Annotated in this window: 18 protein-coding genes, 1 tRNA gene and 1 pseudogene; 8 read left to right on the top strand and 12 right to left on the bottom strand. The window is 62.9% G+C overall.

Annotated elements, in window-relative coordinates; all coding sequences use genetic code 11:
• Positions 1–10: 10 nt before the first annotated feature.
• The 3 genes from IVB36_RS25005 to IVB36_RS24995 form a co-directional block, all read right to left on the bottom strand.
• Positions 11–163 (bottom strand): hypothetical protein, encoded by a 153-nt coding sequence (locus tag IVB36_RS25005; RefSeq protein WP_018453564.1) that lies wholly within the window; start codon positions 161–163, stop codon positions 11–13.
• Between the two features lie 297 nt (positions 164–460).
• On the bottom strand, positions 461–688 hold the full coding sequence (locus IVB36_RS25000) for a hypothetical protein (RefSeq protein ID WP_085348786.1): 228 nt from the start codon (positions 686–688) through the stop codon (positions 461–463).
• Positions 689–730: 42 nt separating this feature from the next.
• Positions 731–919 carry a hypothetical protein gene (locus tag IVB36_RS24995; protein WP_018453567.1) on the bottom strand — a complete coding sequence of 63 codons (189 nt, stop codon included), beginning with the start codon at positions 917–919 and terminating at the stop codon, positions 731–733.
• Positions 920–1,070: 151 nt separating this feature from the next.
• Here IVB36_RS24995 and IVB36_RS24990 point away from each other — a divergent pair, with 151 nt between their 5' ends.
• Positions 1,071–3,074 (top strand): BTAD domain-containing putative transcriptional regulator, encoded by a 2,004-nt coding sequence (locus IVB36_RS24990; protein WP_247296216.1) that lies wholly within the window; start codon positions 1,071–1,073, stop codon positions 3,072–3,074.
• Between the two features lie 3 nt (positions 3,075–3,077).
• On the opposite strand, the gene IVB36_RS24985 is transcribed toward IVB36_RS24990, so the two are convergent.
• Positions 3,078–3,572, bottom strand: coding sequence for an MAPEG family protein (locus IVB36_RS24985; protein ID WP_143273320.1), 495 nt, complete (start codon positions 3,570–3,572; stop codon positions 3,078–3,080).
• A 90-nt stretch (positions 3,573–3,662) separates the two neighbouring features.
• Between IVB36_RS24985 and IVB36_RS24980 the strand changes: the two are divergent.
• Positions 3,663–3,809, top strand: a pseudogene (locus tag IVB36_RS24980) (acetyl-CoA C-acyltransferase); the annotation flags it as partial.
• Positions 3,810–3,899: 90 nt separating this feature from the next.
• Here the strand turns inward: IVB36_RS24980 and IVB36_RS24975 are convergent.
• Together IVB36_RS24975 and IVB36_RS24970 are read right to left on the bottom strand one after the other, a co-directional pair.
• Positions 3,900–4,943 (bottom strand): AI-2E family transporter, encoded by a 1,044-nt coding sequence (locus IVB36_RS24975; protein ID WP_063745866.1) that lies wholly within the window; start codon positions 4,941–4,943, stop codon positions 3,900–3,902.
• 316 nt (positions 4,944–5,259) lie between these two features.
• Positions 5,260–8,661, bottom strand: coding sequence for a PAS domain-containing protein (locus tag IVB36_RS24970; RefSeq protein WP_247360985.1), 3,402 nt, complete (start codon positions 8,659–8,661; stop codon positions 5,260–5,262).
• Positions 8,662–9,187: 526 nt separating this feature from the next.
• On the opposite strand from IVB36_RS24970, the gene IVB36_RS24965 reads away from it, so the two are divergent.
• From IVB36_RS24965 to tenA, 6 genes are all read left to right on the top strand, one after another.
• Positions 9,188–9,619 carry a phasin gene (locus IVB36_RS24965; protein ID WP_018453573.1) on the top strand — a complete coding sequence of 144 codons (432 nt, stop codon included), beginning with the start codon at positions 9,188–9,190 and terminating at the stop codon, positions 9,617–9,619.
• A 191-nt stretch (positions 9,620–9,810) separates the two neighbouring features.
• A tRNA-His gene (locus tag IVB36_RS24960) sits at positions 9,811–9,887 on the top strand.
• A 1,064-nt stretch (positions 9,888–10,951) separates the two neighbouring features.
• Positions 10,952–11,251 (top strand): hypothetical protein, encoded by a 300-nt coding sequence (locus tag IVB36_RS24955; RefSeq protein ID WP_247296211.1) that lies wholly within the window; start codon positions 10,952–10,954, stop codon positions 11,249–11,251.
• A 317-nt stretch (positions 11,252–11,568) separates the two neighbouring features.
• Complete coding sequence (locus IVB36_RS24950; protein ID WP_247296209.1) at positions 11,569–11,919, top strand: hypothetical protein; 351 nt, start codon at positions 11,569–11,571, stop codon at positions 11,917–11,919.
• A 75-nt stretch (positions 11,920–11,994) separates the two neighbouring features.
• Complete coding sequence (locus IVB36_RS24945; protein ID WP_247296207.1) at positions 11,995–12,603, top strand: Abi-alpha family protein; 609 nt, start codon at positions 11,995–11,997, stop codon at positions 12,601–12,603.
• Positions 12,604–12,863: 260 nt separating this feature from the next.
• Entirely contained in the window at positions 12,864–13,538 is a 675-nt protein-coding gene (gene tenA, locus IVB36_RS24940; RefSeq protein WP_247296205.1) for a thiaminase II, read from the top strand.
• Positions 13,539–13,646: 108 nt separating this feature from the next.
• Here the strand turns inward: tenA and IVB36_RS24935 are convergent, their stop codons facing one another.
• From IVB36_RS24935 to IVB36_RS24910, 6 genes are all read right to left on the bottom strand, one after another.
• Positions 13,647–14,051 carry a nuclear transport factor 2 family protein gene (locus IVB36_RS24935; RefSeq protein WP_247296203.1) on the bottom strand — a complete coding sequence of 135 codons (405 nt, stop codon included), beginning with the start codon at positions 14,049–14,051 and terminating at the stop codon, positions 13,647–13,649.
• 343 nt (positions 14,052–14,394) lie between these two features.
• Positions 14,395–14,538, bottom strand: coding sequence for a hypothetical protein (locus tag IVB36_RS24930; protein WP_247296202.1), 144 nt, complete (start codon positions 14,536–14,538; stop codon positions 14,395–14,397).
• Positions 14,539–14,639: 101 nt separating this feature from the next.
• A complete protein-coding gene (locus IVB36_RS24925) occupies positions 14,640–15,710 on the bottom strand; it encodes a hypothetical protein (RefSeq protein ID WP_204512338.1) in 1,071 nt (356 codons plus the stop codon).
• Between the two features lie 237 nt (positions 15,711–15,947).
• Positions 15,948–16,886, bottom strand: a complete 939-nt coding sequence (locus tag IVB36_RS24920; RefSeq protein WP_247296200.1) for an AEC family transporter — start codon at positions 16,884–16,886, stop codon at positions 15,948–15,950.
• 6 nt (positions 16,887–16,892) lie between these two features.
• The gene (locus tag IVB36_RS24915; RefSeq protein WP_247376394.1) at positions 16,893–17,822 is read right to left on the bottom strand and encodes a CoA ester lyase; all 930 of its coding nucleotides are present in this window, start codon (positions 17,820–17,822) and stop codon (positions 16,893–16,895) included.
• The gene (locus tag IVB36_RS24910) at positions 17,819–18,985 is read right to left on the bottom strand and encodes a CaiB/BaiF CoA-transferase family protein (protein WP_247296195.1); all 1,167 of its coding nucleotides are present in this window, start codon (positions 18,983–18,985) and stop codon (positions 17,819–17,821) included. The genes IVB36_RS24915 and IVB36_RS24910 overlap by 4 nt, the downstream gene beginning before the upstream one ends.
• Positions 18,986–19,101 lie beyond the last annotated feature (116 nt).

Raw genomic sequence — 19,101 nt, 5'->3', positions numbered from 1 at the left:
ATTGCGAACGTCAGAAGAATCCGGCGCTCAAATCCAGGCCGTAGGTTCGTGAGAGCACGAACACAAAGGCGCACGCTGCGCACAACAGGAGGGCGTGCTTCGCCAATTCGGCACCGATGACCGAGAGGACCGTGCGGGAAATCGTGCGTATGATTGCTGGCATGTTGCCTCCTGGTTTTTCAAATCCCATGAACCGGCTGCATGTGGCGGCCGTCAGTCGGTGTGCGAAGCGAGGATCAGGGGCGGATCACCTGGCTCGGTCGACGCGCGCTGAATCAGGATCGCGCCGATCACGTGAACGAGGCCGAATCCCAGCAGAACGAGGATCATCAGGCGCGTCTCGCCGCCTGTTCGCTTTCTGTCGTGCGATGCCGGAGATCTGGCCCGAATTGGAGACGCAGCACGGTTGTGATTGTTCACGATTGTCCTCATATGCTTTGCTGTCGCTCGTCCCGATCGCCTACGGCGCCGGCGGGTTCGAAATGTAGTGGGTAACGAAATCGTCGGAGGCGAGGTTGGCTTGGCGCTCTCGGGGCGCCTTGCTCATTGCCGCGAAGGCAATCACCAGCGCCAGGAGCGAGCCATAGAAGGCGACCACTCCAAGTCTCCACATCGCAACCAATCGCTGTTCTTGGTCGGACGCGAGAAACCTCTGCGATTGTCTTCCCTGCTGTGCGATGTCGGTCAATGCGACCTCCTGTTTGATGGCTGTTGTGATGCCGGCGTGCGATCAGTCGCCTCCGAAAAGGAGCGGTGCGACGGGCGGCGCCGACTGCGAAGCGGCCCTGAGTGTCGGGTGTGCAAAGGTCGTCAACGCTGCGTCGAATCCGGCGAGAACCACGAACAAGCCAACGACGATCATGATGAGGTGATGCGCGCGCACGCTGACTTCCGGATGAAATTGCTCCGCGTCGATCAACCAACCGGCATCTCGTCGCGATGCGATCTGAACCCACTGTCGTCGTCGCCGGCGTCACTCGGCCGTCACTGCAGCGTTAATATTGTTCGCTAAGGCGGCAATTCGTGTAGGATGTATATCCGTGAGCGCATCTGCTTATTTTTGAGGCGGAATGACCGAAACTGCACCCGCGCCCAGCCCAAGTTTTACTCTCGCACTTCTTGGACGTTTTGAACTGATCGGGCCGGACGGTGCCGTCAGCTTACCGAACAAGAAGCTCGCGGGATTGCTGGCCTATCTGGCCTACACGGCACCTCAGCCTCAGCACCGCGAAAAACTCTCGACCTTGCTGTGGGGATCGCACTTCGAAGCGCAGGCGAAGCAAAACCTGCGACAGGCCCTGTTCAAGCTGCGTCAAGTTCTTGGTCAGAGTGCTCTCAGGAGTGACGGCGAATTCATTTCGTTGAATGCCGTTGTGATCACCTGCGATGTGCCGCAATTCGAGCGGCTTGTCAGAAAGGGCAGCCGTGACGCGCTGACCGCGGCGGCAGATCTCTATCGCGGGCGCCTCGTCGATGACATCGCGGTCAACGCTGAGGGCTGGAGCGAGTGGGTGGCCGGCGAACGCGAGCGGTTATCGGAGCTGGCTGTCGGCGCGATGGTAGCGCTCGGCGACCAGGAACTGTCCGACGGACGTGCCGGCGATGCCCTGCTCGCCGGCCAGCGCGCCAATGCACTCAACAGCATGCGCGAGGATGCGCACCGCCTGATCATGCGCGCGTTGTCCGCGGCCGGCCGCAACGCCGAGGCGCTCAAATATTATCAGGCCGTCGTTGCCTTTCTGAAGCAAGAGCTCGGCACCGCGCCCGATGCCACAACCAGCGCGCTGGCTGCGGAATTGCGCAAGGTCCAGGAGCAGAAGATCGTTCTGCCGGCAGCGGAGCCGACGGCAGACCTTTCGCACCAGGCGGAGCACGTGTTCGGCAACGACAGGCCCTCCGTGGCGGTGCTTCCGTTCCGCAACATGGGTGATGAAACCGAACAGGACTACTTCGCCGATGGCGTCACTGCAGACATCATCACCGCTCTATCGCGCTTTCGCGAGCTGGTGGTGATCGCGGCCGGATCGAGCTTTGCCCTTCGGGACAAGGGAATGACCAGCCGGCAGATTGCGCAGCAACTCGGTGCGCAATACGTCCTGAGCGGTCATATTCGCAAGGCGGGCAACCGCATTCGCGTCTCGGCCGAGCTCACTCATACCGGAAGCGAGGCCCAGGTCTGGTCCAATCGCTACGATCGCCCCCTGGTCGACATCTTCGACCTGCAGGACGACGTCAGCAGCAGTGTTGCCGCAGTCGTCGATCCCGCCGTTCGTAGCGCCGAGATCGAACGCGCACGCCGCAAGCCGCCAACTGATCTTTCGGCCTATGATCTGTATTTGCGCGGCCTTCATCATTTATGGGGCGGCACCCGCGAAGGTATCGTCAAGGCCATCGATCTGCTTCGGCGGTCTCTGAGCCTCGATCAGGAGCGAACGGCGACGCTGGCGGCGCTGGCTTGGGGACTCGTGATGGCTCCGCCGCTCGGCGCCAACATGTCTGCGGATGCCGCGTCCGAGGCGGTCGGTCTGGCGCGCCGCGCCGTCGAGCAGGATAGTGGGGACGCTTTCGCCCACGCTGTCTATGGCTTCACGCTGTTTGGGCCCGCCGGCGACAACGATCAGGGGCGCATTCACGCCAGCGAAGCCGCAAGGCTCAATCCGAGTTCGGCTTTCGCATGGGGTGTACTCGGAATGATCGACAGCATGGGAGGCGATTATGCCAACGCACTCGCATGCCTGCATCGGTCTCTCGTCCTCAGCCCCGAGGACAGCATGCTCCATATGTGGATGACGGGACTGACCGCGTCCTACTTTGCCCTCGGGCAGTACGAGGAGGGCGTTGCCTGGGCGCGCAAGTCGGTTCGGCACAATCCGAGCAACGGCACCGGACATCGCATGCTCGCGGCCAACCTGGTCGGGGTCGGCCGGCTGGAGGAAGCCCGCGAGGTCACCCGGGTTCGCGATGCGGCACAAAAAACGACGATCCGCGATCTGCGCGCCATGCGCTTTTTCAAGCAGCACGAGGCGCTTGAACGCTACCTTTCGGCCCAGCAGATCGCCGGCGTGGCCGACTGAGCCTCAAGCGCCGAGTGCAACGAGCAGCGTGCGCACGGTCATGAAGACCAGGATGACCGAGCCGACGGTCCACAGCATTGCGCGAATGTCGTGAATTTGCCCGGTGAGATAGGCGAGAAAATGCAGCAGGCGTGAGGCAACGTAGCCGTAGAGCAGGCATTGCGCGAGAAGCAGCGACGGCTTTGTGAGAACATAAAGAAAGCCCGCGGCCAGGAAATACGGCAGGCTCTCGAGATCGTTCATCTGGATCCGGCGGATCCGCTCCACATCTTCGTTGGGAAGAAGCTGCGCCGGATCGGGTGCGGGATTCAGTGGTGTCTTCTTGATGTCCTCCGGCGAACGGTAGCCGCCCTGGGCCCTCACCATCCGGACCACGGTGAGCCACGACATCGCCACGGCCTTGAGGATGATCAAGCTGGCGGCAACGACATAGGTGGCGAAGAGGGGATCGTGAAGATTGATTCCGTCCAATTTGGTACCCCGCTCCGGCAGGGCCATACTACATGTCCGAGCGGGTTGCGCCACTACGTAAAGGCAGCCGCCAGTCCAGTCCCAGCCTGATCTCGCCTTATGCCTTCGCCAGCGCCGATCGGCCATCCGTTCGGCATGACCGGCGCGCGGCTCACCGGCCACATCCTCCAGGAAGGCAAGCGCCGCAAGGCGAAGTGGGGCGTCGTGACGATGTGCATCGGCGGCGGCCAGGGCGGCGCGGGACTGTTCGAAATCTACAGCTGAGATCGAGCCTCATGAATGCGGAAGGCACGGCGTCGCAAGCGCCGTGCCTTTTGCTTTCTGGCGTGTGCTTGGGGATACGCCCGCGGCAACTCAACCGTTCTTCTCGGGCGCGACAGGTCGGAACACCCACTCGCGCCAGACCACCAGCAACGCCGACATGATCACCGGGCCGAGAAACAAGCCCAGAAGGCCGAAGGCAGCCAAGCCTCCGAAGATCCCGACAAACGCGAACAGAAACGGCAGCCGCGCCGAGTCGCCGACCAGGGTCGGCCAGACGAAATGATCGCCGGCCAACATGACGATCGCGCCCCAGAAGAAGACGCCCGCGGCTGCGAAGCCGCTGCCTCCGCCAGAGACCAGCACCACCGCCGCAGCGGTGAAAGCGAGCCAGGCGCCGAACGGAAGCATGGCGAAGGCCGTGGTCAATATTGTGAATACGATGGCATGCGGCACGCCCGCGACGAAATAGGCCACGCCGATCAATAATCCCTCGCCTGCGGCGACCAGCACCGTACCGTTCACGGTGCCGCGGATCGCATCGACCATTTGCTCGGCGAGACCCTCTCCCGCCTCACCGAAAAGCCGATCGCAAGTTTCCAGCACGCGGTCCGAGATCGACCGGCCGTTGCGCAGCAAGACGAACAAGGCGATCAGCGAAAAGAACAGAAGAAACAGGCGATGAAGCAGCTGTCCGCCGAACGTTCGAAACAGTTCCGATGCGTTGTCTGCGTTGACGCTTTTCAGCCATGCGGTCGCGGCTTTGGGATCGGAAAGATTGCTGCGCCACCACTGCTCGATGCTCTCTGCGGCGATCGGAAGGCGGGCGAGCCAATCAGGCACTTCGATCCCGCTCTCTCCGGCCTGTTTCATCCAGCCCACGAGCAGATCGCCTTGCTGCGCGATCTGATAGACGGCAAGCGACATCGGCGTAAACAGGATGAGGGCGACGACGAGCGTGAAGACCAGCGGGGCCAGGCTGGAGCGGCCGGAGGTCACGCGTGCCGCAAACTTGGTGTAGAGCGGCCACAGGCTGGTTGCGAGTATCGCGGCCCAGATCACCGCGGGCAGAAAGCCCGCCGCCGTCCACAACGCGAGTGCGACCAGCGCAAGGGCAAGCACGACTCGGGCGTTCATGCGCGCGCCTGCGCCGGTAGGCAGCGGCTTTCGCTCAGTCGTGGTCGGGCCTCTGTCGCTCCGCACCGCCTCGCTCCGCTTGGGCGGACGCTGCTTCGATGCCACGGATTTCGCTCGTTCGGTCATTTGAAGTCGCTGGAGTGCGGAGCTGCAGTGTCGAACTGATCAGCAGGAGAAACGCTGGGTCCAGGCTTCAAGCCGCAACGAGGGGCTTCGGTTCCGCTCGGGAAGAAGTCGCAATGAGCTGGCGCCCTTCGCGGGGCGCGGCTCGGCCGAAGCCGCCCGTGCACCGCGGGCAGGAAATCGCGTTCGCCGCTTACGCCTGCGCCAGTGCCGGTGCGAACACCACCTCGATCAGCGAGCCGGAGTTCGCCGCGCTCTTGATGTTGAAGCGGGCGCGGTTGGCTTCGACCAGGGCCTTGGTCAGCGACAAGCTCAGCGCCGAACTGTCTTCGGCGTCGCCGGGCGGCGGCGTGCGGAACGGCTCCATCGCGGCGGCGACTTCGCGCTCGCTGAGGCCGTGACCGGTGTCGCGGATGCGAAGTGCGACCTCGCCGCGGTCGGTGAGCGCGGTCGAGACGATGACCTGGCCGCCGGCGCTGGCGAGCCGGATCGAGTTCGAGATCAGGTTCATGGTGATCTGCCGCATCGCGCGCGCATCCGCGCTCACCTGCGGCAGGGCATGGCCGAGCGAGGTGCGGATGATGATGCGCTCGCGATTGGCCTGCGGCTGCATCACCACCACGCAGGCCTCGACGAGATCGTTGAGGTTGAGGTTGGCGAAGTTGAGGTCGAGCTTGCCGGTCTCGATCCGCGACAGCTCGAGCAGGTCGTCGATGATGGCGATGACGCGCTCGCCGGAGGCGCGGATGTCCTTCATGTACTCGCCGTAGCGCTCGTTGCCGAGCGTGCCGAAGCGTTCCGAGATCATCACCTCCGAGAAGCCGATGATGGCGTTCAGCGGCGTGCGGATCTCGTGACTGATCCGCGCCAGCATGTCGGCCTTGGCATTGGCCGCGCCGTCGACCAGACGTCGCGCCTGCGTCAGCTCGCTCTCGCCCTGCTTGCTGTGCGAGAGATCGCGGAACACGGCGAAGAAGTTCGGGCCGTCGGGCCGGGTGCGGCCCATGATCATCGCGAGCGGAATGACGCCGCCCTTCTTCTCGCGCCCCAGCACCTCGCGGCCGTGGTCGAGCAGGCTCGCGATGTCCTGGCTCTTGAGGTTTTCCAGATAGTCGATCACGACATGCTGGCTCTCCGGCGCGAACAGCGTCACCAGATTCTGCTGCATCAGCGTCTCGCCGTCATAGCCGAACAGCGCCTCGGCGCTGCGGTTGCAGGCGTGGATGTTGCCTTCGGCATCGAACATCACGATGCCCTCGGCCGTGGTGTCGAGGATCGCGGCGAGATCTTCCGCGGCCGCCTCGCCGGCGTCGGGCTCCGGCGCGGTGGGGAAGGTCTCGGGGACAATGGTCTCGGCGGTGACGGTCTCGGCGATGACGGGCGCAGCCTGCGGCAGCGCGCAGATCAGCGCATGCGCGCTCTCGCCGTCCCAGTCGATCGCGTGCAGATGCGCCTCGGTGGTCGGCAGCGGCGCTTCGCCATTGGCGAGCGTCGCGCTGATCGTGACAGGCGTGCCGGCTTGCGACGTGCTGCTGGCCGCGGACACGCCCGGCTCGACATAGAGCGCATCCAGCCCGCCGGCATTCTCCAGTGCGCTCAGGCTGGCATAGCCCATGCGCGCGAGAAACGCGGGGTTGGCGTAGAGCAGGCGGTCGAGCCGGTAGATCAGGATGCCGGTCGGCAGCAGGTCGAGCAGCGCGCGGTCGCGCGGGCTGTGGCCGTGCGCGGGCGGCGCGGGCGCGGTCAGCCATTCGGCCGGCGCGTGCGGCGTCTCAGGCTCGGGCTCCGGCGTCGCCGCCTCAGGCGTGATCTCGGCATCCGGCGGCTCGGACGATGCCGCGATGGTTTCCTTGTCGCGTTCGAGGCGCTCGGACAATTGGCGGGCGAGCTCGTTGAACGCGCTGTTCTCGACCGGCGTCAGCGTCGGCGATCGCGTGTCGCCGGGCGCTCGGAACGGCAGGACATTGGGAGGCGTTTCCACTGGCGGTTCCGGATCGGTTGGATGTGAATTCGCGTCGGGTGTGGGTTCGGGCAGTTCAGCTTCAGGCTCAGGTGCGGGCGGCTCGATCGGCGGAGGCGGCGGCTCTGGCTCGGGCTCCGGCTCGACCACATTGGCGGACAGGCTTTGCGGCGCCGCCGGTTCGGCCAAAAGCTCAAAACGCCTGAGCGCATCGAGCCGGTTGAGGCCGTCGAGATCGCGGCAGACGCCAAATCCCCTGAAGCCCGCGAAATTGCGCTCGCCGTCATAAACCGGAAGTCCGGCAAGCTCGACCGGCAGATGCTCGCCGCCATCGGCCGGCCAGTTCACGGTGATCCCGGCCCAGGTGTCCTTGCTCGCAAGCGCCTGCGCCACGCGGCTCTCAGGATCGAGCGCGAAGGCGTCGGCGATCTCGCGCCAGGGGCGGTCGAAGCCGGCGGCGGTGCGCGCACCGATCAGGTGGATGAATTCGTCGGACAGAAGCACAAAGCGGCCCTCTGCATCCGCCTTCCAGAGGAAGCGCAGCGGATGCTGACGCGGTGCGGGCGGCTCTTCGTGGCCCGACGGCGGCTCGACCATGCCGGTTACGGTCGGCGCGGCCTGCGGCGACACCATGGCTTCGGCCGAGTTTTCAACCGGAGTCTTCGGTTCGACCTCGGCGCGCGCTTCGGCCGCTTGCTCGACGGCTTGCTGGATCGAGACGATCTCGGTCGCCGGCTCGCTTACGGGCGGTTCGTGCGCGATCGTTGCTTGCGGCGCGTCGACCGGCTCGGCGAAGGCGTCGAACAGCGCGATCTCTGATGGCGCCTCGTGCGACGGCGCCGCTTGCACATCCTGCGGTACGGCGGCTGGAGCAGCGGACGGCGCAGCCTCATGCTGAGCGATGTCTTCTCGGGCGATCTCTTCGCGCGCGACCTCTTCGGCGGCCTCGGACTCGACCTCATCAGTCGCAGCCGCCGCCTGCTGCACGGCAGGCTCGATCAGCGCGACCAGGCCGACATCGGCCCCGCTGCCGACCCGCTGCAGCACCATCTGGCCGATGCCGATCGGCGTCTCGGCGCGGCCAAGGCTGAGCGCATCGCTGCGCGCCTGTTCGAGGCCGCCCTCGGTGAGATCGCGGAAGCCGAGCAGGGTGCGGGCCGTTTCGCTGGCCCCGACGAACAGGCCGTCGGGTGCGAACGCCGCCATCGGCGTCTTGGCGCCGTCGACCAGACGAAGCAGCCGCTCGACCAGCGGCATGGTGCGCAAGCCGGGGTCCATCGCGGTGACCAGCACGGCGCGGCCGCCATCGGCGAAGTCGAGCCGGGCGCAGGCGCAGGTCATCAGAGTGCCCAACCGCGCGCCGAAGCCGCGCAGCCGTTCGAGCCGGATCGCGCCGTTCGGAGGCAGCCGGCCGGCAAGCCGGATGATCTGGCGGCGGTGGCTGTCGGCGGGCCCGAAGGTCTTGTCTGCGAGCGCCGTGGCATGGGCCGCGCCGAACAGTCTTGCCCCGACCGGATTGGCCCAGAGCACGCGCGTGCCGTCGATCGACCACAGCCAGACGGGCAGCGGCGAGGTCGCGTGCACGGCCAGCCGGGGATCGCCCACGCCTCGCAACTGGAAATCCGAACTCGTCATCCGACCGGCTTCGCGTCCCGCTTGTGCGCATCAGGCTGCCGGGAATGACAGCCTTAAGAAAGGGTTAGTATCGCCCGCAGGGCCGGGCAGGTCCACGGCCGAAGCCTATGCGCCAAGGCCTAAAGCCGCGATAACCTTAATGTCCCTGACCCCGCAAGCCGTAGCCCGTTCGCATCCCCATTCTTCGAGATCCCCGCGTCCGCAGATACCCATGCCGCCCAGCCTCATCCTGAGGAGATCGCGCAGCGGTCGTCTCAAAGGACGAGGCGCGCGCTCAGGCACCACCTGATTACCTCAACCACCGGTTCCCCATACCGGGAACCTCATCCTCCCCGCGATTAAATTTGCGCAATGCACCCCAAAACCCGTTGCGTTGCACAATGTTGACATCTTAGGCAGGCATGGTCTCCGCGCTGGGCGAGCCATCATTCGTTTTGTGTTTCCAGTCTTCGCACCCGTCACCCGGTTGGCCGGCGGGCGCGCCTGAAGGCTCACTCCGTTTTTTCATTAGTGTGAGGGACAAAGCATGACAGGTACGACTGATCCATTCTCCGCCTCCGTCATTCCGTTCGAGGTTCCGGAGCAGATGCGTGCGTTCGCCGAAAAGGGCGTGTCGCAGGCCCGCGAGAACTACGCCAAGTTCAAGGACGCCGCCGAAACCCACAACGGCACCGTCGAGGCCGTGTTCGCGTCCGCCCACAAGGGCGTCAGCGAATACACCGCCAAGCTGATGGAGTTCGCGAAGGCCAACACCAAGGCCCATCTCGACTTCACCCAGGAGCTGTTCAGCGTGAAGGCGCCGCAGGATGCGTTCGCGCTGTGGACCAACCATTCCAAGACGCAGCTCGAAACCTTCCAGGCCCAGGCCCGGGAGCTCGCCGAGATCACCCAGCGCGCGGCCACTGCCGCCGCCGAGCCGATCAAGGCCTCCGCCGCGAAGCTCTACCCCGCCGCCTGATCTGGCCGGGTCGTTTGAATTAAGAAACCCGGGCCTAGAGCCCGGGTTTTGCTTTGGAAATAACCTCGTTTGCGGGACGTTTTGAGGGTGTTGCGGCCTTGCCAAAAACGCCCGTTGCACCTAGTTTCCGCCTCCAGCCCCCCTCGGTGACCGGCCCTATCAAGGGCGCCCCTCGGGCGGCTCGCAAGGATGCAGTTGTAGCTCAGTTGGTTAGAGCGCCTGTCTGTGGAACAGGAGGTCGGTGGTTCGAGCCCACCCAACTGTACCAGCGGTGCAATTCTCAGACACCTTAAGCCCCGGCACATTTGCGTCTTGAGAAGACCGATGCAGATCCGACCGGGACAAAGATCACTATCGTTGCTCATTATCTTGAACGTTCAAGCGCGTCCGGGGCAGTCCGGGAGCCCAGTTTTGCTCAGCGATGGGCGAACCATCGCAGCGATGATAATCGGCAGTTACGCTCCTAGGGCAGGTGGCGGCATCAGCTTGGGCGGTGTTGACCCTCATACCTTGCATCAGACCACCCACGCGATTTCCGCTGAGTACATTCGCGAGTTGCAGTCATGACCTTCGATTTCGAAAATTCTACGTCACTTGATTGGATAGGAGCGCTTCCGGCCGCTCATGCAAAGACTATAGAAGCGATGCTCTCCAATGGAAACGAGCTTAGAGGAAATCGGTCAGAATTGGCTGTCCAGGGTCGGTCCCGAGAACACCTTCCCTTTTGGAGCAAGTAGCGGGTCGCATAGTTTTTTCCGTCGAGTGATGGAAGAGGTGCGCAAGTTCATTGCGGAGACCCCTCTTACAAGGACTTGCGCAAAAAAGATCGAGAGCCTCACTAACAAGCATAAGGTTGAAGTCGTAGGCGCCATAGCCGCTGGAATTGGCTCTGTCGTTGGTTTATCGGCAGTTGTCTTGGTTCCTGTGGTCGGCATTGCACTTGCAGTAGCTTGTCGGATCGGCGTGAACGCATATTGCGCCGTACCACAGCCTGCAAGCGAGGCGACAAGCGGACAGAGGGGCACATAGACAAAACGCCGCAATAGCAGATTGCCGCTTGAGACGTGGGGTTAGTCGACCTGCCAGGTTACCCATAACAGTGCACTAACCTCTCGATCCCAGGGCACTCGTTTTCTGTAATCCCAATTTCACGCACTGTAACCGGAATCTCTTTTGTTGCAGCGCGTTTAGGTTGCGCTTCCCCGTACGTTGCGGTTGGATGCACGGCTGGGGGAATAGAACATGCGAGTTTTGGGAATCGTAGCGCTTGGCGTCGCGCTATGTGGTTGCGCTTTTCAGCGCGCCGAAATCGCCCAAGATGCACGAACGCAAATGGTAGGCATGTCAAAGGAGCAGGTGCTCTCTTGTATGGGCGCACCGGCCAACAAAGCGGCCGAGGGCGCGACCGAGGTCTGGGGCTATGATTCCGGCAATGGCATGGAGGTCGCCAGCGTCAGCGGCGATCGGTACGGCGCCACCGCGGTCAGCTCACGTCGCTTTTGCAAGATCAATGTGGTGTTTGCCGGCGGCCAGGTCTCTTCAATGAACTACACCGGCCCAACTGGCGGTCTCCTAACTGCCGGGGAGCAGTGCGCTTACGCGGTGGACGCGTGTGTGAAGACGCGGCAATAGCCCAGGTCCTAATTTCACGCCCACGGACATCCGAACACCGAAGCGTTAATCTGCCAAGCCCCTTTCGGGGCGCCTTGGCGCGCGCCTTCTGTTAGAACCTTCGGATGGCTCGCCTCCCGCCGCAACGCGGTGCTGCTCGCCGTCGCGTTTCTCGCTGGCTGGGCCGTCTATCGTTGTTCACGTAAGGAAGCGCCGGTGTCATCGCGGCCGGAGCTGCGGCTTTCGTCGCCTATCGCCTAGGAAGCTCCCAAGCTGAGGCGGCTCGCCTCCAGGCAGAAGTTGCCAAACAAAACTGGCAAACCGAGAATGAGCGCGTCGTGCTAGAGCTGTTCGACTGCCGTATAGCAATCTTTGAAGCAATAAGACATGTGGTAGCCAAGACCATGTCCTCCGGACAACCAGACGATGGCACACTTTATGAGTACGCGGAGGCAATCGAAAAAGCGCCGTTTTATTTTGGACCAGACGTCAACGAATATCTTGAGCGCATCCGAATTGTGATCATCGATCTGATGGACTCGAACTCTGCAATCAAACTACACGACCCGGCTGGCCCGAAGCTGCACTATGATCGAATGAATGAGCTGAACGAGTATTACCGGACTGCTCCCAAGCTGTTTGGCCCCTACATTCAGGCGCATCAAAAAGTTGGGAGTTGGCAATCTTAGTCCTTGGTTGCAATTTGCTCTCGTCAAGGTCGGCTGGGCCGCCTATCGCTGGCTTTAAGCTCGGGGAATAAGCGAATGACCGACAAGGCACCGTACGAAGGCGCGATTGAAGAAAGCGCAAAAGCCGCCAGCAAGGCGCTGGACCTTGTGAAGGCCAGTTCTCAGCAAATCGCCGATGTTTACGGTATTCTGATTGGAGACCCGCTCCACGCTGCACGGCACCGGCGACTGGATGCAATAACCCGGCGAACACAGGAGATATTGCGGGAGCGCGACGCTAAGACGACCGAACTGCCAGAGCAAATCGCTATACCGTTGCTGGAAGCAGCCCAGCAAGAATCTCGCACGGAGATGCAGGAGATTTGGGCAAGACTTTTAGCTAATGCGATGGACACCGATCGTGCCGCGGATGTCCGACCCGAGTTCGTTGCTGCTCTCCAGAAGCTGCAGCCGCTTGATGCACTTCTATTGCAAGAGGCTCGCGCGCTCGTCCAAAACCCCAATCAGGCAACTGTTGATCCAAAAATCTTTGCGGACCGATTGAGTATTCGCGAGACTCTAGCGGCTGTTTCGATCGAAAATTTGGTAATTGCTCGCTGTTTGTCGCGGCATCTTTCTGGTCAAACCGACTACTACAGGTTAGCTGGATTCGGCATCGAGCTGTTGCACGCATGCCGACCTTGAAATTCGGCGCTCAGTTAGCCTGTACTTGAAGCCCGCTCATACAGTGCTGGGGCAGTGCGGCGCCGGACAAGTCGGCCAGCCGTTCCTTTTAAAACTCTTGGGGTTACGGTGACGCAAAACTCCCGATGCGGGGAGTGCCCATCCGCAACGCTGCTTAAAGTGAGTTTTGTGCGCGGTCACCGTAGCTCCCCCGTTCGCAATGCGCTATCGGTAGCGAGCCAAAAGACGTTCATGGACAAGCAAGCCGGGCGAAAAAGATCGTGAGTTTCTTCGAGCGTCTCAAGACAGCAGCATCCGTTGAGTGGCGGGCTTACACCGAGCATCCCTTCACGAGCGGATTGGCAGACGGCTCGCTCCCCGAAGCGGCGTTTCGTCACTACCTCGTTCAGGACTATTTGTTCCTCATCGAGTTTGCTCGCGCCTACGCGCTCGCGGTCTACAAGTCGCCCCGACTTGCCGACATGCGTGAAGCCGCGGCCGGCCTTTCGGCTATCCTCGATGTCGAGATGAACCTGCATGTGAAGCTCTGCGCCGATTGGGGTCTGTCCCCGGCCGACCTTGAACAGGCCCCGCCGGCGGCCGAGATGCTGGCCTATACACGCTACGTGCTCGACGCAGGAATGCGCGGCGATCTGCTGGCGCTCAAGGTGGCGCTTGCCCCCTGCGTGATCGGGTACGCGGAGATCGCAACGCGGCTCGCCTCGCTCCCCCTCGCGGACGCTGCGACGAACGCCTACCGCGTCTGGATCGCCGAGTATGCCGGCGCGCCGTACCAGGAGGTCGCTGCCAAAGCGCAGGCGCACATGGAGCATCTCGCCGATCTCTACGCCACACCGGCCCGCGAGGCAGAGCTGATTGCGATCTTCAAGGAAGCCACCCGACTCGAGGCGGACTTCTGGCAGATGGCCTGGCGCGCGGGCCAGCGTGTTCAATAACTCTTTCGGCAGTCAGGTTCACAGCCTGAACGTCATACAATTCGAATTACTATGACAGTGCACCAAACTCACCAACGTCAGGCGACACTAACAGAACCTCACCACGCGTCACGCAATCATCGCCTTGATCTGCGCAGTGTCCGCAAACTCGATCAGCTCGATGATCTTGCCGTCCTTAAATCTGAACAGATCCAGGATCTCGGTGCTTGAAGCCTGCCCGGTCGGGCGGTATCGAACGACGAGGCGGGAATGGACGGCGACGCGATCTCCGTCGACCAGCTCAGCCAGGATTTCGCGACCTTCGAAGCCGAATTCATCAATCAATCTACTGAAAGCTCCACGCAGGGTCGGGTGCCCTTGCATGCTCCCTGTCAGTGCGAGCGCGCTCTTGTCGCCCATCAAGGTGAACAAGCCCTCGGGATGAAAGGCTGTCACCAAGCCCTCGGCGTCACCGCCATCGCGTGCTGCGTAAGCGCTTCTGATCACTGCCAGTCTCTCTTCACGCTGTCCCATATCACCCTCCCTGCAGGACGTATCAAGTCAGTCTAGCGACCTTTGCGTGTAAACGCAAAATCATCAGTTGAGGGGGGGCGAAGGCTCAGCACGCCACGAAGCAGGATCGGTCGCTTTCGTTCCCCCATTTCAGGAGAAATCGGCGTCGGGCAACGCCGAACCTTTTCACGACCTGGAGTGTTTGTGTTGCGGCAGGACTGACAACGCTGAGGAGCTCAGACATGAACGGCATTATCTATTTGGTCGGACTCGTCGTCGTGATTGGTGTGGTGCTCTCGTTCCTGGGCCTGCGCTGATTGTATTTGGGAGGTGGTGCGGCGCACTCGCCAAGCCGCCGACCACCTCACCTCGCCACCACCCACACCACCACCGGCAACGTCACCGCCGCCAGCAGCGTGCCCGGAGCCACCGCAACTGACACCGGGTTCACCCGCCGCTGATACTGCACGGCGAAGATGTACGTATTCGCGCAGGTCGGCACCTGCATTGGGTCGAGCGCGCATACCACCAGGATGCTCGGCTTCTCGCCCCCTCGAAGCACGAAGCCACAGCTCCGTCGGGAAATCAGTCTGCCAGCTACCCGCCCCATCACGGCGTCGGGGCGACCACATCCTTGAAGTCAGACAAAGCGCGAATGGCTGCCGTTCTGTTCAACACAAATCGCTTCACTTCCTCTTGCTGGCTCGAACTCAAATCCGTCCAGTGATGTTTTTCAGTTGGGAAGCTGATCAGAAGGCCTTCGCTGCGGTGCTGTGCGACTTGGACAGGAACAACGTCATCAGGTGTGTCGACGAGATACTGGTCTGACGGATGATTTTCGGCTTTGAGTGTTCCGGATTGCACCTGATTGGATACCTCGGGAATACCCAACGAGAAACCGAGCGCCTTCAGATCGAAGACCAATGAGCCGGGATGAGTATCGACGCTGACGAACTGGAGAAAGCTGGTCTGCGACTTGGTCACGCCGGTTTTAAGATGACCGTGAACGACCCGCACGAGCTGGCCTTCCGATCCGTTGATCCAGTCTTCGAAGTCCATGAGCGGCGTCGTGAACACGACCGGCTTGCCCACTTGCGCATCCCGCAATTGTTTGGGATCGAACTTGTCGAAGCTCACGGGCGACACCTTGGGCACCTTCTTGAACATGCCGGCACCGATGGTCAGATCACCGCCGATAATCGGCCCAAAAAGCGAAAGTTCGCGCCCTGTACTCAAGTTCTTGATCTTCACGCGGAGCAAGCTCGATTTGACGCCGATACCCGAGGCGCCAAAGAGCGCTGCGATTTTCATCTCCCAGAAGGTGCTCGGCGCATAAACAAGCCGAGGCGGACGGTGCACCTTCTTGTAACCGCCCGTACCTGTCCAAACCAGGTCGACCATGAGGACGACACTGCGATCGATGGCGGCGTTATCTTCGCCGGCCGTCGGAAACGGTTCCGTGCTCCCGACTGCCTTTTGGCCAAGCGCGACGGGCAATCCCGGCAGCTGCATTTTGACGATGGGATCGACCTGGTCGAAGATCGTTTTCGCCCTGAATTCCGATAGGCGTTGGTTCAGTGCGGATGCCGCCGCCTTCGTGCGGGCACCTCTCCAGCGTCGGCTGGCGTGACCAACGCATGTGATGCGGACCGAAACCGTCCCATCTTTGGGAATGCCCATGGAACTGCTCCTTTATTGCAGATCTCTTTTTGGTCAGTTGAGCGTTTGGACCGGTTCAATGCGCCGAAATGGATTTATCACGCGTGTGCTGTCAGGGGTTCCACGCAGATCACACGGCTTTGGACAGCGACGACAAGGTGTCGCCACGAACGCTGATATGCGGATTGCGTTCGATGCCAACAGCTGGATGACATCAAAGAAGTTTTGCTCCAAGCGAGTTATCGCGCACAGCCTGCCTCACCTCGCCACCACCCACACCACCACCGGCAACGTCACAGCCGCCAGCAGCGTGCCCAGCGCCACCGCGCCCGATACCGGGTTCACCAGCCGCTGATACTGTACCGCGAAGATATACGCATTGGCGCCGGTCGGCATCGCCGCAAACAGCACGACGACGCCGGCCGCGAGTGGCGGCAGGTCGAGCATCCTTGCCAGCGCGAAGGCGGCCGCCGGCATCGCCAGCAGTTTGAGCGCGCTCATCACGACCACGCTCAACATCTCGCCCTTGACCTCGAACCTGAACAGATTGATGCCGAGCGCGATCAGCGCCGCCGGCGATCCCGCCTGCGCCAGCAGCTCGACGGTCCGGTCGACGACGGGATGCAGGCCGAGGCCGGTGAGGCGCCAGACGAGGCCGAAGCCGATCGCGAGCATGATCGGGTTGCGGGCGAGATCGCGCAGCACCGGCAGGATCAGCGACGCGGCAGAGGCGGTCTGCTTGCGGTCGACCAGCTCCATCTGCAGCGTGCCGCAGAGCCAGAGCAGCGGCGTGTTCACCGACAGGATCAGCGCCATCGGGCCTGCCGCCTCATTGCCGAGCGCCGAGAGCGTCAGGGGAATGCCGAGCATCACGATGTTGCCGTAGACCGAGCCGATCGCGAACACGACGCCGTCCTCGCGGTCCTCGCGCCGCTGCCGCAGCAGCGCCGAGAGCAGGAGCGCCGCGATCCAGGTCAGCGCGAGCGCGCCGTAATAGGCGCCCCACATCCGCCACGGGCTGACGCCGGAAAATTCCGAGACGACGATGGTGCGGAACAGCAGCGCGGGAATCGCGATGCTGAAGGCGAATTCGCTGATGCCCTTGTGCGCGGTCTCCGAGACGAAGCGAAACAGCACCGCGGCATAGCCGGCCGCGATCAGCGCAAACACCGGCGCGACGATCAGCACCGTGGTCATGCGCCGCTACGACCCCATCTCGATGATCCGGCGCGCCATCCGCACATTGGCATAGTCGATCATCTTGCCGTCGAGCGTCACCGCGCCCTGGCCCTGCGCCTCGGCGTGCTCCATGGCCGCGACCACCCGCCGCGCGTGCGCGAGCTCGGTGTCGGACGGGACGAACGCCCGCAGCGTCGGCTCGATCTGGTCGGGATGGATCACCTGCTTGCCGTCAAAACCCATCGCAGCCGCCTTGAGCGCGCTGCTTTCCGTCAGTCTGCCATCCCGGAACGCGCCGCACGGACCGTCGATGGCGCGCAGGCCGAACGCGCGCGCCGCCACCAGCAGGCGCATCATCGGATAGGCGAACAGATCGAGCGGGGCGGTGGCATAGCCGCTCTGGATGGAGCCGACATGGCGGTAGTCGTCCGGCGACGCGCCGATTTCCGAGGAGCGGGCGCCGATCGACGCCGCGAAATCGCCGACGCCGAGATGAAGGGCGGCGACGCTGTCGTGCGCGGCCGCGAGCGCGTCGACATTGACGAGACCGAGCGCAGTCTCGATCAGCAGTTCGAGCGCCACAGGCGAGGGGCGATCCGGCGCGGCGGCGCGCAGCTGATCGGCAATGGCGGCGATGTCGCTCGCGCGCTCCGCCTTCGGCACGATCACCGAATCCAATCTGGGAAGCGCAGCGAGCGTGCCGATTTCCTGCGCGATGAAGGGGCTGTCGACGGCGTTGAGCCTGACGGCGACGACCTTGTTGCCCCAATCCAGCGAGGATAGCGCCCGCGCAGCTTCCTCCAGCGCCGCGCTCTTCTCGGAGGGCGGGACGGCGTCCTCGAGATCCATAAACACCGCATCCGCGGCCGAGGCAGCCGCCTTGGCGACGAGACGGGAGCGATGCGCCGGAACGGCCAGATAGACCCGCGTCGGCCGCTGAGGGGCCATCGTCATGTCTCCTTTGCGAGACCGAGTTCGCTGAGGATGGATTGGTTGTGTTGCCCGACGTCAGGCACGGGATCCATCCGGGGCGACAGGCCGGGAATGGTGAGAGCCGGCAGGAAGCTCATCACCGGGCCGCAACGAGATCCCACCGTTTGCACCCGGGAGCGGGCGCGGAGCTGCTCGTGCTCCAGGAAAGCCTCGACCGAATTCAGATGCGCGTTGGCGATCGAGGCCTCGTCGAGCAGCCGCAGCACCTCGTCACTGGTCATCGCTGCAAAACGCTGCTCGATATGGACCTGCAGATCGTCCCTGTTCTGCATGCGCAGCGGATTGCTGCGGAAGCGGGGGTGGTCGGCAAGGGCCGCCTCGCCAAGCACGACGGCGCACAGCGATCGCCATTCCCGGTCGTTCTGGATGCCGAAGAAAATCGTGTTGCCGTCTCCGACGCGGAACGGGCCATACGGCGCTATCGTTGCGTGCCTTGCCCCGGTTCGCGGCAGTGGCCGGCCCGTACTCTGCGTATAGAAGGCGGGATAGCTCATCCAGTCCGTGATGGAATCGAACAGCGAGGCCTGGAAGGCGGTGCCCTTGCCGGTGCGCTCGCGGCGATATAGCGCCATCAGCACGCCGTTGAGGATGTACATGCCGGTGGCGATATCGACCACCGACAGCCCAACCTTGGCGGGCTCCGCCTCGGTGCCGTTGATGGCGAGAACGCCGGCCTCGCACTGCACGAGGAGATCGTAGGCCTTCTTGTCGCTGTAGGGACCGCCCGCGCCATAGCCCGACACGTCGCAGGCGATGATCCGGGGATACTTCCGCAGCAGCGATGCGGCATCGAGGCCCAGCCGCTCCGCCGCGCCGGGCGCCAGGTTCTGGATGAAGACGTCGGCCTGCGGCAGCAGGGCCTTGAGCACCTCCTGGCCTTCAGGGCTCTTGATGTCGATGGCGAGGCTTTCCTTCGACCTGTTGGTCCAGACGAACTGGCTGGACATCCCGTTCATCACGTGATCGTAGTCGCGGCAGAAATCGCCGTCGCCCGGCCGCTCGATCTTGATGACGCGCGCGCCCCAGTCCGCAAGATGCCGGCTGGCAAGAGGAGCCGCGATCGCCTGCTCGAGCGAGACCACCGTCACGCCGGACAGCGGCAGCTCCGCCTCATGTCGCTCCATGCAATCGTCTCCGCTCCCGCTCACGCTTTTGTCCAGCGCAGGAGACAAGCCGACCACCCCACGCACGTTCTGTGATGATGGCATCATGCTCCTGTTTTGCCCGACGAGTCAAACCT

Origin of the sequence: Bradyrhizobium sp. 35, from assembly GCF_023073215.1 — a bacterium.
Classification (GTDB): Bacteria; Pseudomonadota; Alphaproteobacteria; order Rhizobiales; family Xanthobacteraceae; genus Bradyrhizobium; species Bradyrhizobium canariense_D.
The sequence above is the reverse complement of the archived record's forward strand: the minus strand, read 5'-3'. Positions and strand labels throughout refer to the sequence as shown.

Excerpts from the sequence above, each read along its gene's own strand:
- IVB36_RS24915 (WP_247376394.1), bottom strand. The coding sequence starts at position 17,822 with ATGACGATGGCCCCTCAGCGGCCGACGCGGGTCTATCTGGCCGTTCCG.
- IVB36_RS24910 (WP_247296195.1), bottom strand. The coding sequence starts at position 18,985 with ATGGAGCGACATGAGGCGGAGCTGCCGCTGTCCGGCGTGACGGTGGTC.
- IVB36_RS24935 (WP_247296203.1), bottom strand. The coding sequence starts at position 14,051 with ATGGGACAGCGTGAAGAGAGACTGGCAGTGATCAGAAGCGCTTACGCA.
- IVB36_RS24945 (WP_247296207.1), top strand. The coding sequence starts at position 11,995 with ATGACCGACAAGGCACCGTACGAAGGCGCGATTGAAGAAAGCGCAAAA.
- IVB36_RS25005 (WP_018453564.1), bottom strand. The coding sequence starts at position 163 with ATGCCAGCAATCATACGCACGATTTCCCGCACGGTCCTCTCGGTCATC.
- IVB36_RS24925 (WP_204512338.1), bottom strand. The coding sequence starts at position 15,710 with ATGGGCATTCCCAAAGATGGGACGGTTTCGGTCCGCATCACATGCGTT.
- IVB36_RS24920 (WP_247296200.1), bottom strand. The coding sequence starts at position 16,886 with ATGACCACGGTGCTGATCGTCGCGCCGGTGTTTGCGCTGATCGCGGCC.
- IVB36_RS24965 (WP_018453573.1), top strand. The coding sequence starts at position 9,188 with ATGACAGGTACGACTGATCCATTCTCCGCCTCCGTCATTCCGTTCGAG.
- IVB36_RS24975 (WP_063745866.1), bottom strand. The coding sequence starts at position 4,943 with ATGAACGCCCGAGTCGTGCTTGCCCTTGCGCTGGTCGCACTCGCGTTG.
- IVB36_RS24955 (WP_247296211.1), top strand. The coding sequence starts at position 10,952 with ATGGTAGGCATGTCAAAGGAGCAGGTGCTCTCTTGTATGGGCGCACCG.
- IVB36_RS24930 (WP_247296202.1), bottom strand. The coding sequence starts at position 14,538 with ATGCAGGTGCCGACCTGCGCGAATACGTACATCTTCGCCGTGCAGTAT.
- IVB36_RS24990 (WP_247296216.1), top strand. The coding sequence starts at position 1,071 with ATGACCGAAACTGCACCCGCGCCCAGCCCAAGTTTTACTCTCGCACTT.
- IVB36_RS24985 (WP_143273320.1), bottom strand. The coding sequence starts at position 3,572 with ATGGCCCTGCCGGAGCGGGGTACCAAATTGGACGGAATCAATCTTCAC.
- IVB36_RS24970 (WP_247360985.1), bottom strand. The coding sequence starts at position 8,661 with ATGACGAGTTCGGATTTCCAGTTGCGAGGCGTGGGCGATCCCCGGCTG.